The organism is Lentzea sp. NPDC059081, assembly GCF_042738015.1.
Taxonomy (GTDB): domain Bacteria; phylum Actinomycetota; class Actinomycetes; order Mycobacteriales; family Pseudonocardiaceae; genus Lentzea.
This window is the reverse complement of record NZ_JBHYGW010000003.1, coordinates 29,349-55,142: the sequence shown is the minus strand read 5'-3', so window position 1 is coordinate 55,142 and position 25,794 is coordinate 29,349. Positions and strand designations below refer to the sequence as shown.

General features: G+C 70.9%; 28 protein-coding genes. 17 read left to right on the top strand and 11 right to left on the bottom strand.

Going from position 1 to position 25,794, the window contains the following annotated elements; genetic code table 11:
• Positions 1-11: 11 nt before the first annotated feature.
• The 3 genes from ACFWV3_RS07740 to ACFWV3_RS07730 all read right to left on the bottom strand — a co-directional run bounded on the left by ACFWV3_RS07740 (position 12) and on the right by ACFWV3_RS07730 (position 3,449).
• A complete protein-coding gene (locus tag ACFWV3_RS07740; protein ID WP_382409491.1) occupies positions 12-1,298 on the bottom strand; it encodes a dicarboxylate/amino acid:cation symporter in 1,287 nt (428 codons plus the stop codon).
• Positions 1,299-1,480: 182 nt separating this feature from the next.
• A complete protein-coding gene (locus tag ACFWV3_RS07735; RefSeq protein ID WP_382409489.1) occupies positions 1,481-2,080 on the bottom strand; it encodes a Maf family protein in 600 nt (199 codons plus the stop codon).
• Positions 2,040-3,449: an MFS transporter gene (locus ACFWV3_RS07730; protein ID WP_382409487.1), complete on the bottom strand. Its 1,410-nt coding sequence runs from the start codon at positions 3,447-3,449 to the stop codon at positions 2,040-2,042. The genes ACFWV3_RS07735 and ACFWV3_RS07730 overlap by 41 nt, the downstream gene beginning before the upstream one ends.
• Before the next feature lie 95 nt (positions 3,450-3,544).
• Between ACFWV3_RS07730 and ACFWV3_RS07725 the strand changes: the two genes are divergently transcribed.
• The gene (locus ACFWV3_RS07725; protein ID WP_382409485.1) at positions 3,545-3,931 is read left to right on the top strand and encodes a hypothetical protein; all 387 of its coding nucleotides are present in this window, start codon (positions 3,545-3,547) and stop codon (positions 3,929-3,931) included.
• Here the strand turns inward: ACFWV3_RS07725 and ACFWV3_RS07720 are convergent.
• On the bottom strand, positions 3,928-4,158 hold the full coding sequence (locus ACFWV3_RS07720; RefSeq protein ID WP_382409483.1) for an acyl-CoA carboxylase subunit epsilon: 231 nt from the start codon (positions 4,156-4,158) through the stop codon (positions 3,928-3,930). The two genes, ACFWV3_RS07725 and ACFWV3_RS07720, sit on opposite strands and share 4 nt — an antisense overlap.
• On the bottom strand, positions 4,155-5,804 hold the full coding sequence (locus tag ACFWV3_RS07715; RefSeq protein WP_382409481.1) for an acyl-CoA carboxylase subunit beta: 1,650 nt from the start codon (positions 5,802-5,804) through the stop codon (positions 4,155-4,157). Before ACFWV3_RS07715 ends, ACFWV3_RS07720 begins: the two co-directional genes overlap by 4 nt.
• 117 nt (positions 5,805-5,921) lie before the next feature.
• Between ACFWV3_RS07715 and ACFWV3_RS07710 the strand changes: the two genes are divergently transcribed.
• Genes ACFWV3_RS07710 through ACFWV3_RS07700 form a run of 3 tightly spaced genes read left to right on the top strand, consistent with a single transcriptional unit; the run spans position 5,922 to position 8,178 of the window.
• Complete coding sequence (locus ACFWV3_RS07710; RefSeq protein WP_382409479.1) at positions 5,922-6,722, top strand: biotin--[acetyl-CoA-carboxylase] ligase; 801 nt, start codon at positions 5,922-5,924, stop codon at positions 6,720-6,722.
• Positions 6,723-6,736: 14 nt separating this feature from the next.
• A complete protein-coding gene (locus ACFWV3_RS07705; RefSeq protein WP_382409477.1) occupies positions 6,737-7,249 on the top strand; it encodes a PH domain-containing protein in 513 nt (170 codons plus the stop codon).
• A complete protein-coding gene (locus ACFWV3_RS07700) occupies positions 7,249-8,178 on the top strand; it encodes a hydroxymethylglutaryl-CoA lyase (protein ID WP_382409475.1) in 930 nt (309 codons plus the stop codon). The genes ACFWV3_RS07705 and ACFWV3_RS07700 overlap by 1 nt, the downstream gene beginning before the upstream one ends.
• A gap of 371 nt (positions 8,179-8,549) precedes the next feature.
• Here the strand turns inward: ACFWV3_RS07700 and ACFWV3_RS07695 are convergent, their stop codons facing one another.
• Positions 8,550-8,987, bottom strand: a complete 438-nt coding sequence (locus ACFWV3_RS07695; RefSeq protein WP_382409473.1) for a MaoC family dehydratase — start codon at positions 8,985-8,987, stop codon at positions 8,550-8,552.
• 95 nt (positions 8,988-9,082) lie between these two features.
• Here ACFWV3_RS07695 and ACFWV3_RS07690 point away from each other — a divergent pair, with 95 nt between their 5' ends.
• The 4 genes from ACFWV3_RS07690 to ACFWV3_RS07675 are packed head-to-tail and all read left to right on the top strand — an operon-like array spanning position 9,083 to position 12,711.
• Positions 9,083-9,550 carry a YbaB/EbfC family nucleoid-associated protein gene (locus tag ACFWV3_RS07690; protein ID WP_382409471.1) on the top strand — a complete coding sequence of 156 codons (468 nt, stop codon included), beginning with the start codon at positions 9,083-9,085 and terminating at the stop codon, positions 9,548-9,550.
• Complete coding sequence (locus ACFWV3_RS07685) at positions 9,547-9,861, top strand: WXG100 family type VII secretion target (RefSeq protein ID WP_382409469.1); 315 nt, start codon at positions 9,547-9,549, stop codon at positions 9,859-9,861. Before ACFWV3_RS07690 ends, ACFWV3_RS07685 begins: the two co-directional genes overlap by 4 nt.
• A gap of 1 nt (position 9,862) precedes the next feature.
• Complete coding sequence (locus ACFWV3_RS07680) at positions 9,863-12,460, top strand: TNT domain-containing protein (protein WP_382409467.1); 2,598 nt, start codon at positions 9,863-9,865, stop codon at positions 12,458-12,460.
• Positions 12,457-12,711 carry a hypothetical protein gene (locus ACFWV3_RS07675; RefSeq protein ID WP_382409465.1) on the top strand — a complete coding sequence of 85 codons (255 nt, stop codon included), beginning with the start codon at positions 12,457-12,459 and terminating at the stop codon, positions 12,709-12,711. The genes ACFWV3_RS07680 and ACFWV3_RS07675 overlap by 4 nt, the downstream gene beginning before the upstream one ends.
• Here ACFWV3_RS07675 and hisN read toward each other — a convergent pair.
• On the bottom strand, positions 12,692-13,471 hold the full coding sequence (gene hisN, locus ACFWV3_RS07670; RefSeq protein WP_382409463.1) for a histidinol-phosphatase: 780 nt from the start codon (positions 13,469-13,471) through the stop codon (positions 12,692-12,694). The two genes, ACFWV3_RS07675 and hisN, sit on opposite strands and share 20 nt — an antisense overlap.
• Before the next feature lie 31 nt (positions 13,472-13,502).
• Between hisN and ACFWV3_RS07665 the strand changes: the two genes are divergently transcribed.
• Together ACFWV3_RS07665 and ACFWV3_RS07660 are read left to right on the top strand one after the other, a co-directional pair.
• On the top strand, positions 13,503-14,177 hold the full coding sequence (locus ACFWV3_RS07665) for a response regulator transcription factor (RefSeq protein WP_382409461.1): 675 nt from the start codon (positions 13,503-13,505) through the stop codon (positions 14,175-14,177).
• Positions 14,177-15,451 (top strand): ATP-binding protein, encoded by a 1,275-nt coding sequence (locus tag ACFWV3_RS07660; RefSeq protein WP_382409459.1) that lies wholly within the window; start codon positions 14,177-14,179, stop codon positions 15,449-15,451. The genes ACFWV3_RS07665 and ACFWV3_RS07660 overlap by 1 nt, the downstream gene beginning before the upstream one ends.
• A gap of 356 nt (positions 15,452-15,807) precedes the next feature.
• On the opposite strand, the gene ACFWV3_RS07655 is transcribed toward ACFWV3_RS07660, so the two are convergent.
• The 3 genes from ACFWV3_RS07655 to ACFWV3_RS07645 all read right to left on the bottom strand — a co-directional run bounded on the left by ACFWV3_RS07655 (position 15,808) and on the right by ACFWV3_RS07645 (position 19,208).
• Complete coding sequence (locus ACFWV3_RS07655; protein ID WP_382409457.1) at positions 15,808-16,359, bottom strand: GtrA family protein; 552 nt, start codon at positions 16,357-16,359, stop codon at positions 15,808-15,810.
• Positions 16,289-16,888 carry a GtrA family protein gene (locus ACFWV3_RS07650; RefSeq protein WP_382410459.1) on the bottom strand — a complete coding sequence of 200 codons (600 nt, stop codon included), beginning with the start codon at positions 16,886-16,888 and terminating at the stop codon, positions 16,289-16,291. The genes ACFWV3_RS07655 and ACFWV3_RS07650 overlap by 71 nt, the downstream gene beginning before the upstream one ends.
• A 133-nt stretch (positions 16,889-17,021) precedes the next feature.
• A complete protein-coding gene (locus tag ACFWV3_RS07645) occupies positions 17,022-19,208 on the bottom strand; it encodes a sigma-70 family RNA polymerase sigma factor (protein WP_382409455.1) in 2,187 nt (728 codons plus the stop codon).
• Between the two features lie 209 nt (positions 19,209-19,417).
• Here ACFWV3_RS07645 and ACFWV3_RS07640 point away from each other — a divergent pair, with 209 nt between their 5' ends.
• The 4 genes from ACFWV3_RS07640 (at position 19,418) to ACFWV3_RS07625 (ending at position 22,480) form a co-directional block, all read left to right on the top strand.
• Positions 19,418-20,185, top strand: coding sequence for a GGDEF domain-containing protein (locus tag ACFWV3_RS07640; RefSeq protein WP_382409453.1), 768 nt, complete (start codon positions 19,418-19,420; stop codon positions 20,183-20,185).
• Between the two features lie 113 nt (positions 20,186-20,298).
• The gene (locus ACFWV3_RS07635) at positions 20,299-20,679 is read left to right on the top strand and encodes a GntR family transcriptional regulator (protein WP_382409451.1); all 381 of its coding nucleotides are present in this window, start codon (positions 20,299-20,301) and stop codon (positions 20,677-20,679) included.
• Positions 20,676-21,470 carry an ATP-binding cassette domain-containing protein gene (locus tag ACFWV3_RS07630; RefSeq protein ID WP_382409449.1) on the top strand — a complete coding sequence of 265 codons (795 nt, stop codon included), beginning with the start codon at positions 20,676-20,678 and terminating at the stop codon, positions 21,468-21,470. The genes ACFWV3_RS07635 and ACFWV3_RS07630 overlap by 4 nt, the downstream gene beginning before the upstream one ends.
• Complete coding sequence (locus ACFWV3_RS07625) at positions 21,467-22,480, top strand: hypothetical protein (protein WP_382409447.1); 1,014 nt, start codon at positions 21,467-21,469, stop codon at positions 22,478-22,480. Before ACFWV3_RS07630 ends, ACFWV3_RS07625 begins: the two co-directional genes overlap by 4 nt.
• Here the strand turns inward: ACFWV3_RS07625 and ACFWV3_RS07620 are convergent.
• Positions 22,438-23,196 carry an NAD-dependent epimerase/dehydratase family protein gene (locus tag ACFWV3_RS07620; RefSeq protein WP_382409445.1) on the bottom strand — a complete coding sequence of 253 codons (759 nt, stop codon included), beginning with the start codon at positions 23,194-23,196 and terminating at the stop codon, positions 22,438-22,440. The genes ACFWV3_RS07625 and ACFWV3_RS07620 overlap by 43 nt on opposite strands.
• A 67-nt stretch (positions 23,197-23,263) precedes the next feature.
• Here ACFWV3_RS07620 and ACFWV3_RS07615 point away from each other — a divergent pair, with 67 nt between their 5' ends.
• The 3 genes from ACFWV3_RS07615 to purE are packed head-to-tail and all read left to right on the top strand — an operon-like array spanning position 23,264 to position 25,724.
• On the top strand, positions 23,264-24,088 hold the full coding sequence (locus ACFWV3_RS07615) for a helix-turn-helix transcriptional regulator (RefSeq protein ID WP_382409443.1): 825 nt from the start codon (positions 23,264-23,266) through the stop codon (positions 24,086-24,088).
• Positions 24,052-25,239 carry a 5-(carboxyamino)imidazole ribonucleotide synthase gene (locus ACFWV3_RS07610; protein WP_382409441.1) on the top strand — a complete coding sequence of 396 codons (1,188 nt, stop codon included), beginning with the start codon at positions 24,052-24,054 and terminating at the stop codon, positions 25,237-25,239. Before ACFWV3_RS07615 ends, ACFWV3_RS07610 begins: the two co-directional genes overlap by 37 nt.
• Complete coding sequence (purE, locus tag ACFWV3_RS07605) at positions 25,236-25,724, top strand: 5-(carboxyamino)imidazole ribonucleotide mutase (protein ID WP_382409439.1); 489 nt, start codon at positions 25,236-25,238, stop codon at positions 25,722-25,724. Before ACFWV3_RS07610 ends, purE begins: the two co-directional genes overlap by 4 nt.
• Positions 25,725-25,794: the final 70 nt, after the last annotated feature.

Below are 25,794 nucleotides of genomic sequence, written 5' to 3'. Positions count from 1 at the left end.
CCCCTGGACCATCAGGCGTTGACGAGGTCCTTCTCGGCCGGAGCGGCGGGCTCCTCGATCAGGTTCTCGCTGCGCGCCACGACCACCGGGACGGTGATCTGACCGGCCACGTTGGTCGCGGTCCTCATCATGTCCAGGATCGGGTCGATCGCGTAGACCACGGCCACACCGGTCGCGATCACGGCCGGCGGCAGCCCGACGACGCTCAGGGTCAGCGTGAGCATCGTGTACCAGCCGGTCGTGCCGGCGGTCGCGAGAGCGCCGAAGACCGCGACGAGCACGATGGCGACGTACTGCCACACCGAGAGCTGGATGCCGAACAGGTTCGCGATGAAGATCGTCGCGACGGCCGGGTAGACCGCGGCGCAGCCGTCCATCTTGGTCGTGGTGGCCAGCGGCACGGCGAAGTTCGCGTACTCCTGCGGCACGCCGAGGTCGGTGGCGGCCTTGCGGGACAGCGGCAGCGTGGCGCCCGACGAGCGGGACACGAACGCGAACTGCAGCGCGGTGCCGGCCTTGCGGAAGAACTCGACCGGCGAGGTCTTGCCGACGAACTTCAGCAGGATCGGGTAGACCACGAACAGCACCAGCGCCGAACCCAGGTACACGGCCAGGATCAGCGAGAACAGCGGCTTCACGAACGAGTTGCCGTAGGACGCCACCGCGTTGCCGATGAGGCCGAAGATGCCGATCGGCGCCAGCAGGATGATCCAGCCGACGACCTTCTGGATGATGTCGAAGAACGAGCGCACGAGGTTCGTGAACGGCGCGGCCTTGTCACCCAGCGCGTAGGCGGCGAAGCCGACCAGCACGGCGATGAACACGACCTGCAGCACCTCGCCCTCGGTGAAGGCGCTGAAGATGTTGGTCGGCACGAGGTTGTCGAGCAGCGCCTGCCACGAGCCGGACGCCCGCTTGGCGAGCTTGTCGACGGCACCGGCGGCGGGCTCGATCTGGACGCCCTGGCCGAGCCGGAAGACCGACGCGACCGCGATGCCGATCAGCACCGCGATGAACGACGTGATGGCGAACCACAGGAACGTCTTGCCGCCGAGCCGGGCGGCGGTGCGGCCGCCGCCGAGGTTCCGCAGCGACGCGATGCCGACGACGATCGCCGTGAACACCAGCGGGATGACGGTGAGCTGCAGCAACGCCGTGAAGGTGGAGCCGATCTTGGCGAGCACGGGCGCGAGCCACGTGCCCTTGCCGAGCCAGCCGGCGAGCGCGCCGAGCACGAGGGCGCCGAGGACGGTGAAGCCGAAGACCTTCGGCTTGCGGTATGTCTGGACGAACGACACAGGGATCTCCTGCACAGGGGTGGCGGAAAAGGGGCTGAGGGGAGCTCTTAGCTCCGACAGCCCGCGCTCGTCCTGCGTGCGAGGTCGATGTGCCTGCGCCGCGTCAAGTACTCGTTCACCACTTGCCCCCAACGCTCGCGGTGAGGGCAGTCTTCCCTGATCAGGTGAACTGTGACCAGGGTCTACCAGAGTGTGGACACAGGAACACCCAGCCGGCCGAGCAGCCGGCGGGTGAGGGGCAGGCTGATGCCGATCACGGACGTGTGGTCGCCCTCGATGCCGTCGATGAACCAGCCGCCGAGCCCGTCGATCGTGAAGCCTCCGGCGACGTGCAACGGCTCACCGGTCGCGATGTACGCCTCCAGCTCCTCGTCCGACGGCGTGCCGAACCGCACGGTCGTCGACTCGGCGGCCGAGGCGCGGTCCACGACCACGCCCCCGGACACCTTCAGCACGGTGTGGCCGGTGATCAGCACGCCGCTCTTGCCCGCGACCCGGCGCCACCGCTCGCGCGCGACCTCGGCCGTGCCGGGCTTGCCGACGAGCTCACCCTCGAACAACAGCATCGAGTCGCAGCCGATGACCACGCACTCGTCGTCGTGCTCGATGGCCTCTGCCTTCGCCGCCGACAGCGCGACGACCGTCTCCTCGGGCGTGGGGTTGTCGAGCGACGCGACCAGCGCGTCCTCGTCCACCCCGGACACGCGGACGACGGGCTCGACGCCCGCGGACCGCAGGACGCTAAGACGGGCGGGAGACTGGGAGGCCAGGATCAGACGCACGCGGCGAGTCTGTCACGCTCGGCGCGGCGACCCGGCGGAAGGCGAACGCGGCCGCGATCCCCACCGCCAGCACCGCGAGCAGCAGGTAGAACGCCGCCCGCACGGCCGAGGTGAAGTCACCGGTCGACGCCAGCACGATCTGCAGCACCGCACCGGTCGCCGCGCTGCCCAGCACGTTCCCGAACTGCCGCGACGTGTTGTAGATGCCGGAGCCCGCGCCCAGCAGCGACCGGTCGAGCGTCCGCGTGGAGATGTTCGTCAGCGGCGAGAACACCAGCCCCATGCCGATGCCGAGCGCGACCATCGACGGCAGCAGCACCCACTGCGACCCGTCGCTCAGCAGGAACGTCATCGCGACGATGCCCGCGCCCATCAGTACGAACCCGACGATCGGCAGGAACTTGGCGTCCGCCCGGTTCGACAGCCGTCCCGCGAAGATCGCCACGACCCCGGACATCAGCGACGCCGGTGCCGTGACCAGGCCCGCCATCAGCGGCGACAGCTTCGGCACGGTCTGCAGGAACAGCGTCAGCGGCACGAACACACCGGTCACCGTGATGCCGATCGCGATGTTCGCGACGTTGCCGAGCGAGAAGTTGCGGTTGCGGAAGATCCGCAGCGGCATCAGCGGCTCGGGGTTGCGCGCGGACGCCTGCCAGAGCACGAACAGCGCGAGGAACAGCACCCCGGCCGCGATGATCTCGGCGACCGTGATGGGACCGGCCACCCTGCCCCACTGGTAGTGCTCGCCGTTCTGGATGCCGAACACCAGCAGCCCGAGCCCGAGGCAGCACAGCACCACGCCCAGCACGTCGAACCTCGGCGCGCGGTTCGGCCGCAGGTCAGGCACCCACACGACCAGCAGCGCCACCGCGAGCACGCCGATCGGGAGGTTCACGAAGAAGATCCACTCCCAGCCCAGGTGCGTGACCAGCACCCCGCCGAGCAGCGGCCCGGAGACCGTCGCCAGCCCGGCCACCGACCCCCACATGCCCAGGGCCGCGCCTCGCTTGGCCGGCGGGAACAGGTGCGTGATGAACGCCATCGTCTGCGGAGTCATGGCCGCGGCGCCCAGGCCCTGGAAGACGCGGGCGGCGATCAACGCCTCCGCGCTGGTCGAGAGACCGCAGGCCAGCGACGCGGCCAGGAACAGCACGAGCCCGATGCCGTAGAGGCGCTTCGGCCCGAACCGGTCACCGAGCCGCCCGGTCAGCAGCAACGGCACCGCGAACGCGAGCAGGTAGGCGCTGACCACCCAGATCACGTCGTTCAGCGACGCGCCCAGGTCGGTGATCATCGACGGCAGCGCGACGTTGACGATGGTCGTGTCCAGCAGCGTCATGAAGAAGCCGATGCACAACGCGTACACGGTCCGCCAGTTCGCCCGGTCCGTTCGAGCAGCCCGGTCCGTTTGAGTAGTACTGCTGATGCGCGATCACCTCTTCGGTCGGCACTCTCGGCAGAGTGAAGCGCTGGGTGCTTGTCCTCACCGAACGCGGCTCCGATCGCGAAGGCAAGCGCAGACGGATCGCGGCGTTGCTCGTCGTGCTCGGCGGGCTCATTGGATCATTCGGAGTTGGAAGCGTGCTCGCGAGTGACCCGATCGGCTACGGGGTGCCCGTCTGGCCGTTCGCCGACACCGCCGACCGCGCGGAGAACGCGTTGCTCGCCGAGGTCGTGCCCGCGGTGCGCTCCGGGGTGCCGTTCGAGCAGGCCGGCGTCGAGGTGCTGCGGCGGACGACCGCGTACGGCAGCGCGTTCTGGACGCTGAAGCTGCAGGTCGACGGCGAGACCCGGTGCCGGGAGGTCGCCGTCGGCCTGACCGTGACGAGTCGTCGGGTGGACTGCTAGCCGGGGAACCCGGACGCGCGCCAGGCGCCCGGTCCGTGCTGCACCGGCCTGCGCACCCGTCGTGCCGGGTTCGCCCATTCCGACCGCCGCTCCGGCGCGTCCTCGACGGGCGCTGCCGAGGCCAGGCCCGCGACGACGGCGGTCAGCGCCGCCAGCTCGTAGTCGTCCGGCGTGCCCTTGACGACCCTGAGCAGGGGCCTGTCCTGGGATTCCTCGGGCGCGGTCACAGCGGGATGTTCCCGTGCTTCTTGGGCGGCAGCGTCTCGCGCTTGTCCCGCAGCATCGACAGCGCCCGCGCCACGTACCCGCGGGTGTAGGACGGCGGGATCACCGAGTCGACGTACCCGCGCTCGGCGGCCACGTACGGGTTGCAGAGGGTGTCCTCGTACTCCTGCTGCAGCTTCGCGCGCAGGGCGTCGACGTCCTCGCCGTTCTGCGCCGCGGCCGCGAGCGTCTTGCGGTGCACGATGTTCGCGGCACCCGACGCGCCCATGACGGCGATCTGCGCCGTGGGCCACGCGAGGTTGATGTCCGCGCCGAGGTGCTTGGAGCCCATGACGTCGTACGCGCCGCCGTAGGCCTTGCGCGTGATGACGGTGACGAGGGGGACCGTGGCCTCGGCGTAGGCGTAGATCAGCTTGGCGCCGCGGCGGATGATGCCGTTCCACTCCTGGTCGGTGCCGGGCAGGAAGCCGGGCACGTCCACGAAGGTCAGCACCGGGATGTTGAACGCGTCGCAGGTCCGCACGAACCGCGCGGCCTTCTCCGAGGCGTCGATGTCGAGGCAGCCGGCGAACTGGGTGGGCTGGTTCGCGACGACGCCGACGCTGTGGCCGTCCACGCGGCCGAAGCCGACCAGGATGTTCGGCGCGAACAGCGGCTGGACCTCCAGGAAGTCGCCGTCGTCGAGCACGCGGTTGATGACCTCGTGCATGTCGTACGGCTGGTTCGCGGAGTCCGGGATGAGCGTGTCGAGCTCGCGGTCCTCGTCGGTGATGGAGTCGGAGATCGAACCGGCCGCGAGGGTGCCCTCGAACGCGGGCGCGTCGGAGAGGTTGTTCGACGGCAGGTAGCTCAGCAGCTCCTTGACGTAGGCGATCGCGTCCTCCTCGTCGCTGCCGAGGTAGTGCGCGACACCGGACTTGGTGTTGTGCGTGCGCCCGCCGCCGAGCTCCTCGAACGTGACGTCCTCGCCGGTGACGGTCTTGATGACGTCCGGGCCGGTGATGAACATGTGCGAGGTCTGGTCGACCATCACCACGAAGTCGGTCAGCGCGGGGGAGTAGACGTGCCCGCCCGCGTTCGAGCCCATGATCAGCGAGATCTGCGGGATCACGCCGGAGGCCTTCACGTTGCGGGAGAAGATCTCGCCGTACAGGCCGAGCGAGACGACGCCCTCCTGGATGCGCGCGCCGCCGCCCTCGTTGATGCCGACGATCGGGCGGCCGGTCTTGATGGCCATGTCCATGACCTTGACGATCTTCTCGCCGTAGACCTCGCCGAGCGAGCCGCCGAAGATGGTGACGTCCTGGGAGAACACGCACACCGGACGGCCGTCGACGGTGCCGTACCCGGTCACCACGCCGTCGCCGTAGGGGCGGTTGCGCTCCTGCCCGAAGTTCGTCGAGCGGTGCCGGGACAGCTCGTCGAGCTCGACGAACGAACCGGGGTCGAGCAGCAGGTCGATGCGCTCGCGGGCGGTCTTCTTGCCCTTCGCGTGCTGCTTCTCGACGGCGCGTTCCGAACCGGCGTGCACCGCTTCGTCGTTGCGCCGGTAGAGGTCAACGAGCTTGCCCGCGGTGGTGTGGACGTCCGGGGCGCCTGAGGAGGCGTCTGCGGGAACGGTCCCGATCGGCTCGGTCGCACTGCTCATGAGGCCGCAGCCTAACGACGCCATTGCTGAACCGCTCCGTGCAGTTGTCCAGGTCACGGCAACCTGTTGGTCGCCTTTGATCGCACGTACCCTCTTCCGTTCCCCTAGCCTGGCGCGATGACCACCGCACTCGACGCCGATGCGCTGCGCTCGCGGCTCGTCGCCCCCAACGGCCCGTACGCCGCTCTCGACGTCGTGGAGTCCACGCCGTCCACCAACGCCGACCTCTCCGCCGCCACCGGTGCCGCCGACCGCACCGTGCTGATCGCGCTGGAGCAGACCGCGGGACAGGGCAGGCGCGGCCGCGGCTGGTCGTCGCCGGTCGGCGGCCTCTACGTGAGCGTGCTGTTCCGCCCCGCCGGGGTGTCGCCCGCCCGGTTGCCGTGGCTCAACCTCATCGCCGGCCTGGCCCTGGTGCGCGTGGCCGCCTCCGTCGGCGTCGACGCGTCGTTGAAGTGGCCGAACGACCTGCTGCTCGGCGGTGGCAAGGGCGCGGGGATCCTGTCGGAGATCACCGCCGACGGCGCGGTCGTGGTGGGCATGGGCCTGAACGTGGCGAAGCTGCCGTCCGACGTGCAGCCGGCACCGGGTGGTCTCGCGCCGACGTCGCTGGAGGACGCGGGTGCCGCCGAACTGGACCACGAGGAGCTCGCGTTCCGGCTGCTGGTCGAGCTCGCCGGGCTGGAAGGCGTGTGGCGCAAGAACGACGGGGACGCCGTCGAGTCGGGCCTGCTGGAGGAGTACCTGGAGCACTCGGCGACCGTCGGCTCGCGCGTGCGGGTCGAGCTCTCCGGCGGCGCGGCCCTCGAAGGCGTGGCGCAGCGCGTCGAGGCCGACGGCACGCTGACCGTGCGCGGCGACGACGGCGTGGAGCACGGCGTGTCCGCTGGTGACGTGGTGCATTTGCGCTCGGCGTAGTTAGGGTTGGGCTCATGGCCTACCCGGACGACCTGCTGAGCTCAGGCGAGCACGTCGTGATCCACAAGCACCCCCACTGGAAGATGCTGATCTTCCCGGTGTTCTGGCTGCTGGTGGTGGTCGCGCTCGGCACCTACCTGGCGGGGCTCGTCGCGGACCAGTCGTGGGCCTTCATCGCCCTGATCGCCTTGGCCGTGGTCGGCCTGGTGCTGGTCGTGTGGCTGACGGTCGCGCCCGTGCTGCGGTGGCGCACCACGCACTTCATCATCACGTCGGACCGCGTGATGTACCGCGAGGGCGTGTTCAAGCGCACAGGGCTCGACATCCCTTTGGCCCGTGTCAACAGCGTCCGCTTCGAGCACTCTCTGATGGACAGGGTGCTGGGCTGCGGCACCCTGATCATCGAGTCGGCGTCGGACGAGCCGCTCGAGTTCGACGACATCCCGTCCGTGGAGAAGGTGCACACGATGTTGTACCGAGAGGTCAACGACAACCCTTCTGACGACTACCGCCCGTTGGACGTCTGATGTCGGCGCGTTCGGTCGGGCTGCCCGACGTCGTTCGTTCCGGGTCGCTGCCGTCCTCGGTGACGATCTGGGAGGTCGGGGCCCGGGACGGGCTGCAGAACGAGTCCGTCGTGGTGCCGGTGTCGGTGAAGCTCGAGTTCCTCTCCCGGCTGGCGGACGCCGGCCTGTCGGTTCTGGAAGCCACCTCGTTCGTGCATCCCTCTTGGGTGCCGCAGTTGGCTGATGCCGCTGAGCTGCTGGACGGGCTTGAGCGTCGTCCTGGGGTGGTTTATCCCGTTCTGGTGCCGAATGAGCGTGGGCTGGACCGGGCGTTGGAGGCCGGGGTCTCGCACATCGCGATCTTCGCTTCCGCCACGGAGACTTTTGCTTCTCGGAACCTGAACCGGACGTTGGAATCGCAGTTCGAGATGTTCGCGCCGGTGGTGTCGCGGGCTCTTGAGGCTGGGCTTGATGTTCGCGGGTACGTGTCGATGTGTTTCGGGGACCCCTGGGAGGGCCCTGTTGCTCGGTCTCAGGTTGTGGCTGTGGGGGAGCGGTTGTTGGAGATGGGGTGTTCTCAGTTGTCGTTGGGGGACACCATCGGGGTTGCCACTCCTGGGCAGGTCGAGTCTTTGTTGGAAGGGTTCCGGGACGTTTCTTCGCTTGCCGTGCATTTTCATGACACGTACGGGCAGGCGTTGTCCAACACCTTGGCGGCTTTGCGGTGTGGGGTGACCACTGTGGACTCTTCCGCTGGTGGGCTTGGGGGGTGTCCCTACGCGGAGTCGGCCACCGGGAACCTGGCCACTGAGGATCTTGTGTGGATGTTGGAGGGGTTGGGGGTTTCCACCGGGGTCGACTTGGACAAGCTGGTGGAGACTTCCGTGTGGATGGCTGAGCAGTTGGGGCGGCCCAGTCCTTCTCGGGTTGTTCGGGCGCTTTCCAAGTGAGTTGGTTGCGTTTTGCGTTCGGGTGCCTGTTTCGGGCGCGGGGCTCTGCCCCGGACCCCGCCAACTGATCAAAGACCCCCAGCGCCGTTAGCGGGTTGATGGCACGCCTGTTGCTTTTGGCGGCTTGCTGCTGCGTGCGTGGTGCGGTTCGGGTGGGGTGGTCCCGTCACGAACCGAGTCCGAGCGAGCCACACGTGAGGAGGGGTGTCAACCCGGCGAAAAGCGTGCCGGGTTGACACCCCTCCTCACGTGCAGCGAGTGCTGGGCACGGCTCGTGACGGGACCACCCCACCGGAACCTTCTGTTCAAGCCAAAACCAAAGCCAAAGCAGCTCGGCTTCGCCGTCGCCTTGCTCGCCTTCGGCTTCGCTGTCAGCCTCTTGCCGTGAACAGGCCCGTCGCTATGAAGCGGTAGACCAGCTGGTCGCCCTTCCTCGCTCTGCCCTCGAACTCCACCAGGCCCAGTTCCGGGCGCTTCTTCGACCGGCGTGCGGACAGGACCTCTGCCTCGAACGTCAGCTCGTCGCCCGCGTAGACCGGGGCCAGCCAGGAGAGCTCGCGGCCTCCCGGGGATCCTTGGGAGGTGGAGTCGGCCAGGACCTCGTCCACCCAGCGGCGCATCCAGAGCGAGGCCGTGTACCAGCCGGAGGCGGCCAGGTCGCCGAAGATGGAGTTCTTGCCCGCCTCCTCGTCCAGGTGGAAGGGCTGGGGGTCGAACTTCCTCGCGAAGTCCAGCATGTCGTCCCGGTCGACGATTACCTCGCCGAGCGGGATGATTCTGCCTGCCGGCAGATCCTCGAAGGCGATCATGCGTTGATCGTAGTAACTGAATCCGCCGGGAACCGATCTAAGGGCAACGGCGTCCTAGAGCCCGAGGCCCGGGCTATGCGTGTGAGGGGGACTCGGTGGACGACCACCGTGCGCAGGTCGAGGAGCTGCTTGCCGACTACCGGCGCAGCCGTGAGCAGCTGGTTTCCGTCCAGCGGGAGCTCTCTGCCGTGGCCGGGCGGGCCACCAGTCCCGACGGGACGGTCAGCGCGACCGTGGGGACGGGCGGGAAGCTCGTCGAGCTGGAGCTGTCCGAGCTCGCCTATCGGCGGCATCGGCCCGAGCAGCTGGCCGAGTTGATCGTGCGGACGGTCGGGGCCGCGGCTGCTTCTGCTGCCGAGGACACCTATCAGGCGCTTGGTGCCGTGTTGCCCAGTTCTACCGATCCCGCTGCCCTGGTGGCCGGGACCGCTGACCTGAAGCCCGATGAGTACGAGGCCGAGCTGGTGCAGCAGCCTGCTCGTCGCCGGGTGGACGACGACGAGGACAACGAGCAGCGGGAGAGCTGGCTCGACTCCGAGCTCATCGACAGGAGGGTGCGATGACCGGGTATGAGGCCGACCTCGAGCGGTTGGACGCCGGGGCGCGGGACCTGAAGGGCTTCGCCGGGCAGGCCACCGAGATCAAGGGGACGCTCGAGCGGGCGTTGGCCGGGTTCGGGGCCTGCTGGGGTGACGACGCCGTCGGGCAGAGTTTTGCCGCCTCGCACGAGAAGCCGTCCGGGGACGCTGCCGCTGCGGTGGGCGCGTTGGCCACGACGTTGGGTGACGTCGGCGACAAGCTCGCCGCCACCGCGGAGACGTACCGGCACGTGGAGCAGAGCAACGCTTCGGCGATGAAGAGGCTGGAAGGCTGACATGGGCATCGAGCTCCCCGCCGAACTCGCGGCCGTCGCGGCCAAGGCCGGTGTCACGTGGCCCAAGGCCGACGAGGACGCCATGAGGTCCAGCGCCGCCGCGTGGCGCGAGGCCGGCGACAAGATCAAGGGACTGGGCACGTCGTCCGACGGTGCCGCCGGTCGTGCGCTCGACGGGGTCAAGGGCGCCACCGGTGACGCGGCTCGCGGACGGTGGGCGAAGGTCGTGGCGCCGGACGGGGAGCTGCAGCGCGCTGCTCGCGGGTGTCATGCCGCCGCCGACCGGCTCGACCACGCCGCCAAGCAGGTCGGGGCCGCGAAGGTCGAGATCGTGCGCGAGCTGGTGACGCTGGCCAAGAACACCGACGCGGCGAACACGTCCGCGAAGGCCGGCAACCCGAACGCGCTGCTCGGCCTCGACACGCTGACCAAGGGGGCCGCGGCCAACGTCGCGAACCTCCAGAACACGCTGTCGTCGGCGATCCGCCTCGACAGCGGTGTGGACATGACGCACGGCTCGCAGCCCGTCAACACCGCGCCCGGTGCCCACGGGCCCGGCGGCGGCGGTCCGAGCCTGGGCGGGTTGCTGTCGCCGGTCACGGACGTCGCCGCGGGTGTGGTGGCTCCGGTGGCCCAGGTCGTGGCGCCGGTCGTCGAGCCCGTCGCCGGCGTGGTCGCGCCGGTGACCGAGGCGGTCGCGCCGGTCGTCGGGGCGGCCACCGCTCCGGTGGCTCCTGTTCTCGGGGCCGTGACGGCTCCCGTCGCGCCTGTTGTCGGTGCGGTGACCGATGTCGCCGCTCCTGTCCTGGACGCCGCCGCGCCCGTCACGGCGCCCGCTGCCGCTGTCGTGCAGCCGGTGGTCGACGCGGTGCCCGGTGGCCGGGATGTCGCGGGACCCGTCTTCGACGGTCCTGGAGATGGCCCCGGCAACGGACATGGTCGTGGGGACGGGCCCGGTCACGGGCAGGGGCCCGGCCAGGGACCCGGTCAAGGTCCCGGCCAGGGCGGGCCGCAGGTGCTGCCCGGCGTGGTCAACCAGGTCGTCGCGCCCGTCGCGGCGCCGGTGGCGGACGCCATCCCCGGCGTGCACGGGCACCTCGGGCCGATCGCCGAGGGCACGACCCAGGCCTCGGCCGCCGCTGTGCTCGACCAGCCGCTCGTGCGCGGTGGTGACGTGCACGGCGCACCCGCTGCCGCTGCTCAGGCCGCTGCTGCCCAGGCCGCGCCTGCCGCGTCCGCCGCTCCTGCCGGGCCGGCGATGAGCGGCCCGTCCGTCAGCGGACCGGTCGGTGGCGCCGTGAGCGGTGCCGTTGGTGCTCCGGCCGCCGTTGCCTCGCAGACCGGTGCGGTCGTGGGGCAGCAGACCGCCGCCCAGGCGCCCGGTCAGGCCGCCGCGCAGCAGGGTCAGGCCGCGCAGCAGCAGGCCGCGGCGAAGGCTGCCGACGCCAAGGCCGCGGACGCGAAGGCCGCGGACGCGAAGGCCGCCGATGCCAAGGCCACTGACGTGAAGTCCGGTGAGGCCAAGACGGGCGACGCCAAGTCCGGTGCGCCGGCCGTCGCGGGCAAGTCCGGTGCGCCCGGTGCGGTGTCCGGCACCGGTCAGGCACCCGGTGTGCAGGCGGGTCAGTCCGGTGGCCAGACCACCGTCCAGAACCAGACCGGCACCCAGGCCCCCGGTCAGTCGGGGAGCACGCAGGCGGCGGCCCAGACGTCGGTCGGCAAGGACACCCTCCTCAAGGACCCGGCCAAGGACCCCTCCCTGCTCGACGACGCCGAGCTCGGTGACGGACCGTCCCAGTCCCCCGGCGGCGCGCCCGTCGGCGACGTGGCCGCCTCCGGACCGATCGCGACCGTCGACCACGGCGGGCACGCGATGTCGGGCTCGCTCACCGACCGGCTGGAGAACCGCGAGACCCTGGCGCTGGTCGACCCCGGTCTCGCCGGGGACCTCATCCGCCACACCTACACGGCGGTGGCGGCGGGCAGCTGGTTCATGGCGATCTTCCTGTCCGGTGGCCAGGCTCCGCGGCTCGCGCCGAAGCCCGCCCGGCAGCTCCCGCCGCCGGTGCAGGAGGAGGAGCAGGTCACGCCGAGGTTCGCCCCCAACGACCACCCGCGGGCCGACCTCGTCGAGCTTGCGGACCCGCAGCCATCGGAGCAGTCCGATGGCCTCGGCAAGGATCACCCGGTCGTCCAGGAGCTGCTGGAGGGCTACGACGCGCTCGCGGGCATGCACGAACGCGACTGGGAGGGCCTCTTCCAGCACGAGGACGGCACGCCGCGCTGGCCGGTCGAACGCGAGGGCGGCTACGAGGACCCGCAGCCCGAGGTGCTCGCGGCCGGCGCCGAGCTCGACCGGTTCGGCACGCCCGAGGGCCGTGTCCTGAGCACGACGGGCACACCGTTCGTCCAGCGCTCGCTGCCGCCGCACGTCCTCGACGAGGGCTACCGGCGCTACCGGGTCGAGAAGGACCTGCCCGTGCACCGCACGATCAGCGCGCCCTGGTTCGGCCAGCCCGGTGGCGGCAGCCGGTACCGCACCACCTACCCGGTCGCCGACCTCGTGGCGCTCGGCTACCTCACGGAGATCACCGCATGAACGTCGAGTCGCTGCCCGAGTGGCTGACCAGGATCGGCGTGCCGGACGACGTCGTCAGCATCGGTGAGGAGGCGGACGGCCGCTGGTGTCTCCTCACCGACGAGACGGGTCACGAGGTGTTCTGGCAGGAGCAGGGCAACCGCTACGACTGGGCCCGGTTCGACGACGAGGGCGTGGCGTGCCACTACCTCTTCGGCCGGCTCGCCTGGGCCCAGGTCGCGCGCGGAACCCTCACCGTGCCAACAGCTTGAGAGCTGCCTCGTGCAGGTGGCCGTTCGACGTCAGCACACTGCCGCCGTCGTAGCGCTCCTCGCCGTCGAGCGAGGTGAAACGGCCACCTGCCTCGGTCACCAGGACCTGGAACGGGGCGATGTCCCACGGGTTCGCGACGCACTCCGGTGCGAGGTCGATGGCACCCTCGGCGACCAGGCAGTGCTGGTAGAAGTCGCCGAACGCGCGGCTCTCCCAGGTCGCGTCCACCAGACGCAGGTACGCCTCGCGTGAGTGGTACTTCACCCACGACTTGATGTCCGTCGTCGACACGTAGGCGTCTTCGAGAGAGCGCACACCGGACACGGAGATAGCGCGTTCTCCGGCGGCATCGGACGCGTAGGCGCCACCGCCTGCGGCAGCCCACCAACGTCGGCCCAGCGCCGGCGCGGACACGACCCCCACGACCGGCACGCCGTCGACGACCAGGGCGATCAGCGTCGCCCAGATCGGCACGCCGCGCAGGAAGTTCTTCGTGCCGTCGATCGGGTCGAGCACCCAGACGCGCGCCGCGTCGAGGGTGCCGCCGCGTTCCTCGCCCATGACGACGTCGTCCGGGCGTTCGGCGGACAGCACCGACCGGATCGCGTCCTCCACGGCGACGTCGGCGTCGGTGACGGGCGTGCGGTCCGGCTTGCGCTCGACGGCGAGGTCGTGGGCGCGGAAGCGGGTCGCGGTGATCGCGTCGGCGGCGTCGGCGAGGCGGAGGGCGAGTTCGAGATCAGCATCGTGGCGTGACACGCGGCGATCGTTCCACGAATACGCTGGGGCCGTGAGCGTGGTGTTGCTGGCCGAGGACGACCCGGCCATCGCGGAACCGCTCTCCCGCGCACTGACGCGGGAGGGCTATTCGGTGCAGGTCGTCGGGGACGGGCCGAGCGCCTTCGAAGCCGCCATCGCCGGGGGCATCGACCTCCTGGTGCTGGACCTCGGCCTGCCGGGCATGGACGGGCTGGAGGTGTGCCGCCGACTCCGCCAGAGCGGCAGGAGCATTCCCGTGCTGATGCTCACGGCCCGTGCCGACGAGGTCGACTTCGTGGTCGGTCTCGACGCGGGCGCGGACGACTACGTCGCCAAGCCGTTCCGCCTGGCCGAGCTGATGGCCCGCATCCGCGCCCTGCTGCGCCGCCGGGCACCGGGCACGCTGGAGGTCAACGGCGTGCGCGTCGACCTGGCCGCCCGCCGCGTCACGGTCGACGGCGGTGAGATCCAGCTCGCCAACAAGGAGTTCGAGCTCCTCAAGGTGCTGATCCAGCGCGCGGGCCAGGTCGTGAGCCGCGACGAGATCCTCTCCGAGGTGTGGAACGACCCGGACCTCAAGGGCAGCAAGACGCTCGACATGCACATGTCGTGGCTGCGCCGGAAGCTCGGTGACGGCACCCCCAACTCGGCCGAGCGCCGCATCGCGACCGTCCGCGGCCGCGGTTTCCGCTTCAACGCCGACTGATGCGCCGCCGGATCCTGCGGGCCATCCTGCTCGCCGTCGCGGTGACGGGCTTCGTGCTCGGCATCCCGCTCGGCTACACGGCGCTGCAGCTGGTGGAGGACACCGCCCGCGGCGCCCTCACCGAACGCGCCCAGCAGATCGCGACGACGCTCGACGACCAGCTGGCGAACCGGCGCGAGATCGACATCGAGGCCGTCCGGATCGCCATCCCCACCGACGGCCGCCTCACCGTCGTGTCGGGCGGCGCCACCAGGGTCGTCGGCCCCTCACCGGGCGAGGACCCGGTGACCGCCGAGCTGCCGATCGCGCAGCAGGGCACCGTCCGCCTGGAGATCCCGTCGGGCCCGATGCACACCTCACAGGCCCAGGTGGCGGGCCTGGTGCTGCTCCTGCTCGCCCTGTCGGTGGGCACCGGCACCGTCGTGGCCCTGGTGACGGCGCAAACGCTTGCCCGCCCACTCGGCCACGTGGCGGCCCGAGCGTCCCGCCTGGGCGCCGGCGACTTCCGCGCCGACGAGCAGCGCTACAACATCGAGGAACTGGACGCCGTCTCCGAGGCTTTGGACACCTCCGCCACCGCCCTCGCCCGCCTCGTCCAACGCGAACGCGAGCTCGTCGGCGACGTGTCGCATCAACTCCGCAGCCGGCTCACGGCGTTGCAGCTGCGGTTGGAAGCCCTCGCCGAACACCCCGAACCCGACACCGCCGCCGAAGCCCGTGCGGCCCTCGAACAGGCCGAACGCCTGGCCGCGGTGCTGGACGAACTGCTCGCGGCCGCCCGCGCGGCCCGTGCCGTGGGCGCGGAGCCGTTGGAGCTCCGGCCTGCTCTGAACGCGATCGCCGAGGAGTGGCGCGAGCAGGTCAAGTCGCAGGGACGGGCGATCCGCGTGCGAGTGCCGGACGGCCTGCTGGCCCGCGCCACGCCCGCACGCCTGCGCGAGGCCATCGGTGTGCTGCTGGACAACGCCTTGCGCCACGGCGAGGGCTCGGTCGTCGTCTCGGCACGGGGCGAGGACGGCACGGTCGTGGTGGAGGTCAGCGACGGCGGCGCGGGCGTGCCGGACGAGCTGGCGGCGCACATCTTCGAGCGCGGCGTGTCCGGCGGCGGCTCGACCGGCGTGGGCCTGGCGCTGGCGCGCGCGTTGGTCGACGCGGACGGCGGGCGGCTGGAGCTGTCGACGGCGCGGCCGGCGACGTTCGCGGTGTTCCTGCCGGTGCCCAAGGCACAGGACGTGGTCGGCATCCCGTGGAAGGCGCCGAGCACGCCGCGCTGACAGCGCGAGGGGGGTTGCGGCGCGAGGGGGGTTGCGGCGCGAGGGGGGTTGCGGCGCGAGGGGGTTGCGGCGCGAGGGGGTTGCGGCGCGAGGGGGTTGCGGCGCGAGGGGGTTGCGGCGCGGTGAGGGGTCAGGGCGGCGTGGAACTCACCCGGCAGGCGGCCACAGCACGCGGCAGCCCTACCCGGCGACCTCAGCCCTCGAAGCCCCAGGCTGACGGCCCACCCCAGCGGCCCGGCCTGACTGCCGGGCGACCCAACCCGGCGACCCAACCCGGCGACCCAACCCGGCGACCCAACCCGGCGACCCAACCCGGCGACCCAACTCGGCAGGCCCCACCCAGCAGCCCGGCCCGCTCAGGAGTGCCCGAGCTCCTTCTCCTCCTCGATCGACCGGTCGTCCTCCACCGGCCGCCGAACCCGCGCGTTCTGCTCCGGGAACACCCACTTCTTGTACCCGTACCACCGGAACGCCATCGCGATGAGCGTGCCGATGATCTGCGCGCTCAGGAAGTCCGAGATCTCCTCGGTCAGCCGCGACACGTGCGGTTCCTGCAGGTGGAACAGGTACCGGGCGACGTACAGCGGTGCCGAGTTCAGCACGATGCCGATGCCGTTGACCAAGAAGAACAGCAGCGCCTCGTGGTGGCGTTCGCGGCCACCGCGGGTGCGGAACGACCACTCCCTGTTGAGGATGTACGACACGATCGTGGCGACCAGGGTCGCGATGATCTTCGCCGTCACGGGGTTGTTCGGCAGGACGACGGTCTTGATCCCGAAGAACAGGGCTGTGTCGATGATGAAGCAGGTGCCCCCGACCAGGGCGAACTTGACTAGTTCACGATGCTTCAGCGCGATCGACCGGATCGGCTCCGGAAACCGCGAGATCACTGTTTCGCCTAGGGACACGAGGTGAGTCTACGGAGATCGAGTGAACGTGCCGGTCAGGTCGCGCGCCGGCGTCCGGGAACACCCAGCGCCGCATCGCCCAGAACTTGAAGCCCGTCGCGAGCAGCATGCCGATGACCGAGCCGGACGCGAAGTCCGCGATCTCCTCGGTCAGGGCGGACACGAACGGCGCCTGCAGGCCGAACAGGTGCCGCGACAGCCACAGCGGCAGGATGTTGATGGCCACGCCGAGGCCGCTGACCAGGAAGAACAGGGCTGCCTCGTGGTGGCGTTCACGGCCGCCGCGGGTGTGGAACGACCACTCGCGGGACAGCACGTACGAGGCGATGATCGCCACCAGCACGCCGATGACCTTCGCCGTGACGACCTTGTCGGTCAGCACGGTGAGCTTCAGCGCGTACCAGACGCCGTTGTCGATGAGGAACGTCGTACCGCCGACCACGGCGAACCGGATCATCTCGCGGTGCTTGTGCAGCAAGAACTGGAGTGGTTCTGGCAACCGGCTCATGGCCCGGCGGACGACTGGCAGCACCGCGCCAGCTTACGGATCAAGGTGACGGTGGCAGCCTCCGGGTGTTACCAAAAGCAACCGTGAGCATCATGAGCTGCACGTTCCGTGACGAAGAAAGATCAACTTTTGATCAACTCCGGTCGCGGCCGACTCAGCTCCGCTGCGGAGGGCAGGGCAGTCCGAGCAGGTCCTGGACCACCGGCGGCAGCACGCCGCCCCGGTCGCACGGCTCCTCCGTCTGAGGCGGCTCCGTCGGCACCGGCGACGAAGGCGGCGACGACGAAGGCGGCTCGGAGGGCGCGGTCGTCGACGGCGGCAGCACCGGCGGCAGTCCCGGCACGGTCGGCAGCGTGGGAACCGTCGGCACCGTCGGGGTGCCCGGCTTGGTGGGCTCGGCCGGCTTCGTCGGCGGCGTGGTCGTGGTCGTCGTCGGCGGCACGGTCGGCGTGGACGTCGCCGGCGGCTCCTCGACGACCGGCGGGCGGTCCGGGTGGCCCTTCACCGGCACCGTCACGGACTTCGTCGCGTTGCCCAGCGACGCCTTCACGGTGACCGTCCCGCCGCGGTGCGGCAGCCCGAACGCCCACAGCGACATCCGGAACCGGCCGTCCTTCTCCAGGTCGGCGACGCAGCGGATCGTGTTCTTGTCCGAGCGCGAGCACTCCCGGTAGGGCGTGAAGAGCACGATGTGCTCCGACGACGACACCTCGAGCTTGAGCGTGCCGGCGCGGGGGCCGGTGTTGCGGACCTTCACGTCCACCCGCGGGTCCCAGTAGACCTGGTGCCAGGTCGACACGGTGAGCTCGAAGTCGTCGTTGACCGGCGGCACGTTGACCTCGACGTCGACGTTCACCGAGATCGACGACCCGGCACTGATCGTGCCGGTGATGCGGCCGGGCATCGCCTCGTGCGTCGCCTTCAGCCGGAACAGGAACGTCGCCTGCCCGCCGGGCGCGATGCCCTGGGGCGTGACGCACGTGATCACACCGCTGCCGGCCGGGCAGTTCACGGTCTGGTCCGCCGCGCCGTCGAGCTGCAGGGCCCGCGCGGCGAACGACGACGGGCCGCCCGTCGACAGCACGCCCGGTGGCAGCGTCAGCAGCATGCTCGCGGGCGGCGAGGCGGTGCCGCCGGTGTTCCTGACGGTGATCGGGAAGTCCTTCGCCTCCTCGCCGGGCGTCAGCGTGTACCCGCTCGGGGTGGTCGGCGTGAGCGACGGCGGCGCGGGCTGGGGCTGCGGCTCTGGCTGGGGTTCCGGCGCGGGTTCGGGAGCCGGGGACGGAGCGGGAGGCGCGGGCACCGGCGGTTCCGGCGCGGGCGAAGGCGTTTCCGGCTCCGGCGTCTGGACCGGCGGTTGAGGGGTGGGCGCGGGCGGCACCGGTTTGGGCGCCGGCGGCTGCACGACCTGGGTCTGCGTCGTGGGCGGCGGCTCTGCCTGCACCTGCGGCGGTGGCTGTTCGCTGCTGCCCGAGGCGAGGGCGATCACCACGGCGGCGGCGACGGCGGCCGCGGAACCGCCGACCGTGACCAGCTGGCGGGGGATCGAGGCACCGATCGCGCCCGCGCCACCCGCGGCGGCTCCGGCGCCGACGACGGCCGTGGTCGTGCCCGCGGTCATCAGGTACGCGGTGGCGCCGACGCCCAGCACCAGCGGGGCGACGAAGAGCCGCAGCGACCCGTTGACGTCCGCGAGCTCGGCGGCGAGCGCGCGGCACCGGCCACACTCGTCGAGGTGCGTCTCGACCTGCGTCGCCTCGCGCTTGGACAGGCCGTCGCGGGTCCACGCGCCGAGCCGGTCGACGGTGGCCCGGCAGCGTTCCGCGGCCGTCTCGGCCAGGTGCATCTGCAGGTACTGCTGCTTGAGGCCCTCGCGGGCGCGGTAGGCGAGCGCGGACACGCCGTTGGCCGTCAGCCCGAGCAGCGGGGCGACCTCGGCGGGCGACTGGCCCTCGACCTCGGTGTGCCAGAGCACCATCTGCCAGCGCTCCGGCAGCGCGGCGTACGCGCGGGCGGCCAGCGACCGCTCGAGACCGGCGACGGCGGTGTCGCTGAACGCCACGGCCGGCGCGACCTCGGTCATGTCCTCGGTGAGGTCGATCTTCTTGTCGCGGCGCGTCTTGTCGTAGGCGGTGTGGCGCAGCGCCGTGAGGAGGTAGGCGCGGAAGGCGGAGTCGGGACCGCGGCCGGCGCGCAGCGTGTCGAGGACTTTCGCGAACGCCTCGGACACGAGGTCGTCCGCCTCGGCCTGCGAGCGGGCCAACTGGCGGGCGAGGTTGTAGGCCGCCGAGACGTGGCGTTCGTACAGCTGGCCGTAGGCGTCGATGGTCCCTTCGCGCACGGACTCGATCAGTTCCGCGTCGCTAGGCCCCTGTACATCTGCAGGAACGGTCGCCACAGTCTTCGTTTCCCTCCTCGCGGCGCTCAGTCTGACTTACGGCGTCCAGGACAGTCATCTCAATCCCCCGCGCGGGTTGCGTCACGATCAGGCGACGGGTGCGTCTCCCCCTGGAACCGGGAGCTGGAATCGGGAGAGCGAAGGGAGACCGGGTGGGTGTCGCACAAGCGGAACGCCTGCTGAAGTCGAGGTGGCGGACCGCCTCCATGGCCGCCGGCTGGGCGTTCCCCGCGGACTGGCCGCTCGCCGAGGTCGACGACGTGTGCGCGGCGATGCTCGAGGAGGCCGACCCCGGCGACGCGCTGGTGCGGCTCGGTCGCGCCAGGGCGGAGGCGGGTGCCGGGCTCGGTGAGACGCTGCTGGACCTCGCCGCGCTGCACGCCGTGCTGACCGACGCGTCGCCGATGGTGTCGCCGGACGTCGACGCGCTTCCCTCGCGGATGCTGCGCACGACGGCGCTGGGCTGGGCGGACGTGGTGATGAAGCAGGCCGGCGACTGCACGGCCGAGAACCCGCTGACCGGGCTGGCGACCGCCGCCTACCTGCGGACGCGGCTGGGCGAGGTGTACCGGGAGACGCCGGTGGCGTCGCTCGACTACGCGCTCGTGCTGCTGCGGCTCGACGTGCACCGCGCGTCCGGGTGGTCGCGGGTCGTCGCCATGACCCTCGTGTCGGACGCGTTGCGCACCGTCTTCGACGGCGGCGAGACGCTGGCGACCCTCGGCCCGTGCGTGGCCGCGGTGCTGGTCAGACGGGACGAGTCGCTCGCGCGAAGAGTCTCGAACCTGCGGGTGCTGGCGGCCGACCGGCTCGCCGACGACCCGAACGTCCGGCCGGCCGGGCCCGCGAAGGTCTGGATCGAAGGACTGCCGGACACGCACGACGAGGCTCGTGCGCTGCTGACCTCGCTCGGGCGCTGATCGACCCCTGTCCCGCGCCCGCGGGTCTCCCCGCGTCCCCACCGGGGTCACTTCCGCCTGCCCCCAGAAGTGTTCTATTGTCTTAGTTCACTAGAACAATCTGGGGAGTGTGCGTGGTCGAGTTCCACGTCGACCGCGGCAGCGGCTTTCCCGCGTACCTGCAGCTGGGTCAGCAGGTCAGGGAGGCCATGAGGCTCGGCTGGCTGCAGCCGGGCGATCGGCTGCCGACGGTCCGCGACGTCGTCGCCACGAGCGGCGTGAACGCGAACACGGTGCTCAAGGCCTACCGCGAGCTGGAGCTCGCCGGTCTCGTCGAGGCCAGGCAGGGCTCCGGCACCTTCGTCAAGGCGTCCCTGGGGTCCGCCGCCCCCGAGGACCTCGGCCCGTTGCGCGACAAGCTCGCCGCGTGGGTCGCGGAGGCACGCTCCGCCGGGTTGGAGGACGAGGACATCTACGCGCTGCTGCGCGAGGTGCTGAGCGGGGGAGCGCGATGAGCGTTGTTGCGGCCGATGTGTCGAAGTGGGCGGTGCGGAACGTCTCCTTCGAGCTGCCGTCCGGAAGTGTCACGGCGCTGGTGGGGGCCAACGGCTCCGGGAAGTCGACGTTGCTGAACGTGCTGGCCGGGCACCTGCCGCCGTACTCGGGGCACTGCTCGGTCGCGGGCCGCGTCGCCTACGTCCCGCAGCACAAGCCGATGTACAAGAGCTTCAAGGTCGCCGACGTGCTGACGTTCGGCCGCCGCATGAACAGGGTCTGGGACCACGAGCGCGCCGACGAGTGGCTCACCAGGTTCAAGGTGCCGCGCAGGCTGGAGTTCGGCGACCTGTCAGGAGGCCAGCGCACGCACGTGACGCTGGCGCTGGCACTGGGGGCGCGCCCGGACGTGCTGCTGCTCGACGAACCGCTGGCGGAGCTGGACCCGTTGGCGCGCACCAGGGTGATGAAGGCGCTGCTGACCGACGTGAGCGACAACGGCACGACGCTGGTCTTCTCCACGCACGTCGTCGCGGAGATCAGTGGCGTCGCGGACCGCCTGCTGCTGCTCTCGGGCGGGCGGTTGCTGATCGACGGCGACACCGACGAGCTGTTGGAGCAGCACGTCCTCTACACGGGCCCGCACGCGTCCAAGTCCCCGGTGCAAGGACGTGTCGTGCTGGCGAAGCACGGCGTCTCGCAGTCCTCGTACCTCGTGCGCTCCGGTGGCACCCGGATCGACGAGCCGTGGACAGCGCGGTTCGTGACGCTGGAGGAACTGGTCGTGGCACACCTGGAGCGTGCGGCGTGAACGTCTCTTCGATCCTCTGGCTGACCTGGCGCCAGCACCGGTGGCCGGTCACCGGCGTGACCGTGCTCGCCCTGTGTGCCGCCTACGCCCTCCTGGCGACCGGGGCCGAACATCAGGTCGTGGGCGCGTTGATGTTGCCCGGTTTCTACGCGATCGTCGTGCAGCTCGTGTTCGGTGGGGTGATCGGCGTGTTCTGGGGTGCTCCGCTGATCGCCCGCGAGCTCGAGGACCGCACCTACTTCGTCGCGTGGGGCCAGGACGTCACGGCCGTGGAGTGGTTGCGCGGCAAGGTGGTCGTGCTAGGCCTGCTGGCCGCGGTGCTCGGCGCGGTCATCGGGATCGGCGACGGGTTCACCGGTGATCCCGAGCGGACGTGGAACTCGTTCGAGGCCCACCCCGCACTGCAGGCCGGGTACGCGGTCTTCGGCCTCGCCCTGGGCGTGCTGGTCGGTCTGCTCACGCGGCACGTGGTCACGGCGATGGCGGCGACCCTGGTGTTCTACACGGTCGTGCGCGGGCTGACGTCCACCCTGGTCCGCGTCCACCTGCTGCCCGTCGAACGGGAGATCGTCCGCTGGGAGAGCACACCGCGAGTGCCGGAGGGGGCCCTGACGCTGGGCACGGGCTTCGTCGACTCCGACCTGGACCCGGTCGCGGTGACGGATCGGTGCGCGGCGCTGAACGTGAACACCTGCATGCGCAGCTCCGGCGCCGCGGTCGGCAGGTACGTCGACTACCAGCCGCTCGACCGGATCGGGCTCTTCCAGTTCATGGAGACCGGCCTGTTCGTCCTGCTGACCGCCGTGCTGCTGGTGGTGACGTTCCGGATCCTGCGCCGGAGCGGCGGGTGGAAGCCGACGCGCTCCCACCGCCGCATCGAGCCGGACGCCGCTCAGAGCGGGCCGGAGTCTCAGAACGAGCCGGATGAGCAGCCGGACGCTCAGAGCAAGCCGGACGGGGAAGCTGATCAGAGCGCGTCGGACACCGCCGCCGCCCAGGCAGAGGGGTAGCGCGGCCGGAACCCGAGCTCCCGTTGCGCGCGGATCGTGCTGACGATCCCCTGCCACGGGTCGAAGTCCTGCTGAACGGCCTCGCTGGGGGTGAGGCCGTTCAGCTGGTGCAGCTCGACGGACGTGAGCGGGCTGTCGTCGGCGATGTTGAAGATCCCGGTCGCGTTGCGTTCCAGCACCTTCGCGACCGCCTGGGCCACGTCCACGTGGTGCACGAGCTGCAGCCGTTGGTGGCCGGGCCAGGTCGACGCCCAGCGCAGCGACTCCTCGAGGTGCGGGTCCCGGTCGCCGTAGACGAAGGCGAGCCGCAGGATCGCGGCCTCCCTGGTGTCGAGCACGGCCCGTTCGCCGAGGGCCTTGGTGCGCGGGTAGTCGCCGAACGCCTGGTCGGGGTCGGCGGGGTCGTCCTCGGTGGCGGGGCGGCCGAGTCCGCCGGGGTAGACGAGGTTCGTGCTGATGTGGACGAACAGCGGCACGTCTTTGCTCGCCTCCGCCAACGCCCTGGTGGCGTGGACGTTCACGCCCTCGAAGTCGGTGCTCGTGCGGAGAGCGGCGGCTACGTGCACCACCGCGTCCACGCCGTCGACGAACTCCCGCACCGCGTTTGTGTCCTCGAGCCTGCCGTTGAGCGTCCGCACGTCGTGGTCCAGCTCGCGCAGGCGGGGGAGAAGCCTGCTGCCGACCCGTCCGGTCGTCCCCGTGATCGCGATCTTCATGTCCTCCAGCGTGTTCGGGCGCTTGCGGGGCAGCCAGGGACTGTTTGTGCGCGGCTACCGTGGAGGAATGCGTGAACTGGCGGACTTCCTGCGCAGCCGGCGCGAGCGGCTGGACCCGGTGCGCGGTGGCCGGCGGCGCACGCCGGGACGTCGCAGGGACGAGGTCGCGGCGGACGCGGGCGTGTCGGTCGACTACTACGCACGTCTCGAACAGGCACGCGGACCGCACCCGTCGGTGTCGGTGCTGAACGGGATCGCGCGGGCGCTGGAGCTCGACGCGGACGAGCACGCACACCTGTTCCGGCTGGCGGGCGAGGCCGTGCCGGAGGAGCCCCCGACGACCTCGGTCCGTCCCGGGGTGCGGCTGCTGCTCGACCGGTTGCGCGACGACCTCGCCGTCGTGATCTCCGACCTGGGCGACGTGCTGGCCGCCACCCCCCGCGCCGAGCTGGTGTTCGGGCACGTCGTCGGCGAGAACCTGCTCAGGCGGTTCTTCCTCGGGCCCGCGAGCTGGATCCCCGAGGAGGACCGCGAGTCGTCGGCCCGCGCGCACGTCGCCGACCTGCGGATCACGCTGGCCCGCCGCCCGGCCGCGCAGGCGCTCGTCGACGAGCTGATGGCGGCCCCGCTGTTCGCCCGGCTGTGGGCGGAGCACGAGGTGGCGGTGCGCCGCACGGCCAGCAAGCGGTTGCTTCACCCGGTCGTGGGGATGCTGGAGTTCGACTGCGAGGTGCTCGGCGCGCCGGAGCACGACCAGCGCCTGGTGATCCACGTCGCACGCGCGGGCAGCGTCACCGAGCGGCGGCTGGCTCTGCTGATGAGCGCGGGTGAAGCCGCAGGTAGGATGCCTGAACCGTGGACTCCCGTACCCGTCTCCCCGTCGTCGGCATGATCGGCGGCGGGCAGCTCGCCCGCATGACGCACCAGGCCGCGATCCCGCTCGGCCAGTCCCTGCGCGTGCTCGCCGTCTCCGAGAACGACCCCGCCGCCCTCGTGGCCCGCGACGTGGTGCTCGGCACGCACACCGACGTCGACGCCCTGCGTTCGTTCGCCAAGGGCTGCGAGGTCGTGACGTTCGACCACGAGCAGGTGCCGCAGGAACACCTGCGCACGCTCGTCGCCGAGGGCGTGAAGGTGCACCCCGGCCCGGACGCGCTGCAGTACGCGCAGGACAAGCTGAAGATGCGCGTGAAGCTCGCCGAGCTCGGCCTGCCCGTGCCGCCGTTCGCCGAGGTCCACTCCGTGGCCGACGTGCTCAAGTTCGGTGCCGCGAACGGCTGGCCGACCGTGCTCAAGTCGATCCGCGGCGGCTACGACGGCCGCGGCGTGTGGATGCTGAACACCCCTTCCAGCGCGGAGCGGGTCGTGCCCGAGCTGCTGGAGGCCGGCACGCCGTTGATGGTCGAGCAGTGCGTGCCGATGCGCCGCGAGCTGGCCGCCGTCGTGGCGCGCTCGCCGTTCGGGCAGGGCGCGGCGTGGCCGGTCGTCGAGACCGTGCAGTCCGACGGCATCTGCGTCGAGGTCCTGGCCCCGGCTCCCGCACTGGACGGTGACGCCGCGCAGGAGCTGGCCCTGAAGGTCGCCGACGCGCTGGGCGTGGTCGGCGTGCTGGCCGTCGAGCTGTTCGAGACCGCGGACGGCGTGGTCGTCAACGAGCTCGCCATGCGCCCCCACAACTCCGGCCACTGGTCGATCGAGGGCGCGCGCACGTCGCAGTTCGAGCAGCACCTGCGCGCCGTGCTCGACTACCCGCTGGGCCGCACCGACCTGATGGCGCCGGCCGTGGTGATGGCGAACGTGCTGGGCGCCACCGACACCCCGGCGATGGGCCCTGACGAGCGCGTGCACCACCTGTTCGCCCGGTTCCCGGACGCGCACGTGCACCTGTACGGCAAGGAGGAACGGCCGGGCCGCAAGGTCGGGCACGTGACGTTCCTCGGCAACGACATGGCGTCGGTCCGCGCACGGGCGCGGCTGGCGGCGGACTGGCTGTCCACCGGCGTCTGGTCGGACGGATACGACATTCACGGGAGCTCGGAGTGACTCAGGTTGGCGTGATCATGGGCAGCGACTCGGACTGGCCGGTGATGAAGGCCGCCACCGAGGCGCTCGCCGAGTTCGACGTGCCGTTCGAGGTGAGCGTCGTCTCCGCCCACCGCACCCCGCAACGCATGCTGGACTACGCGAACTCGGCTGCGTCCCGCGGTCTGCGCGTGATCATCGCGGGTGCCGGCGGCGCCGCCCACCTGCCCGGCATGGTCGCCTCGGCCACCGTGCTCCCGGTCATCGGCGTCCCGGTGCCGCTGAAGTACCTCGACGGCATGGACTCGCTGCTGTCGATCGTGCAGATGCCGGCGGGCGTTCCAGTGGCCACGGTCTCGGTCGGCGGAGCCCGGAACGCGGGTCTCCTGGCGGTCCGGATGCTGGCTTCCTCGGACGTCGCACTGCAGGAGCGCATGGCCCGCTTCCAGGCAGAACTCGAGCAGCTCGTACTAGACAAGGACGCGGCTCTGCAGAAGTCCCTCTGAGTGCTCAACGGCACACCGGCGCCCGTGGTGAACGGGCGCTAACATCGTGCCGAGTACTCGCTACCGGGAG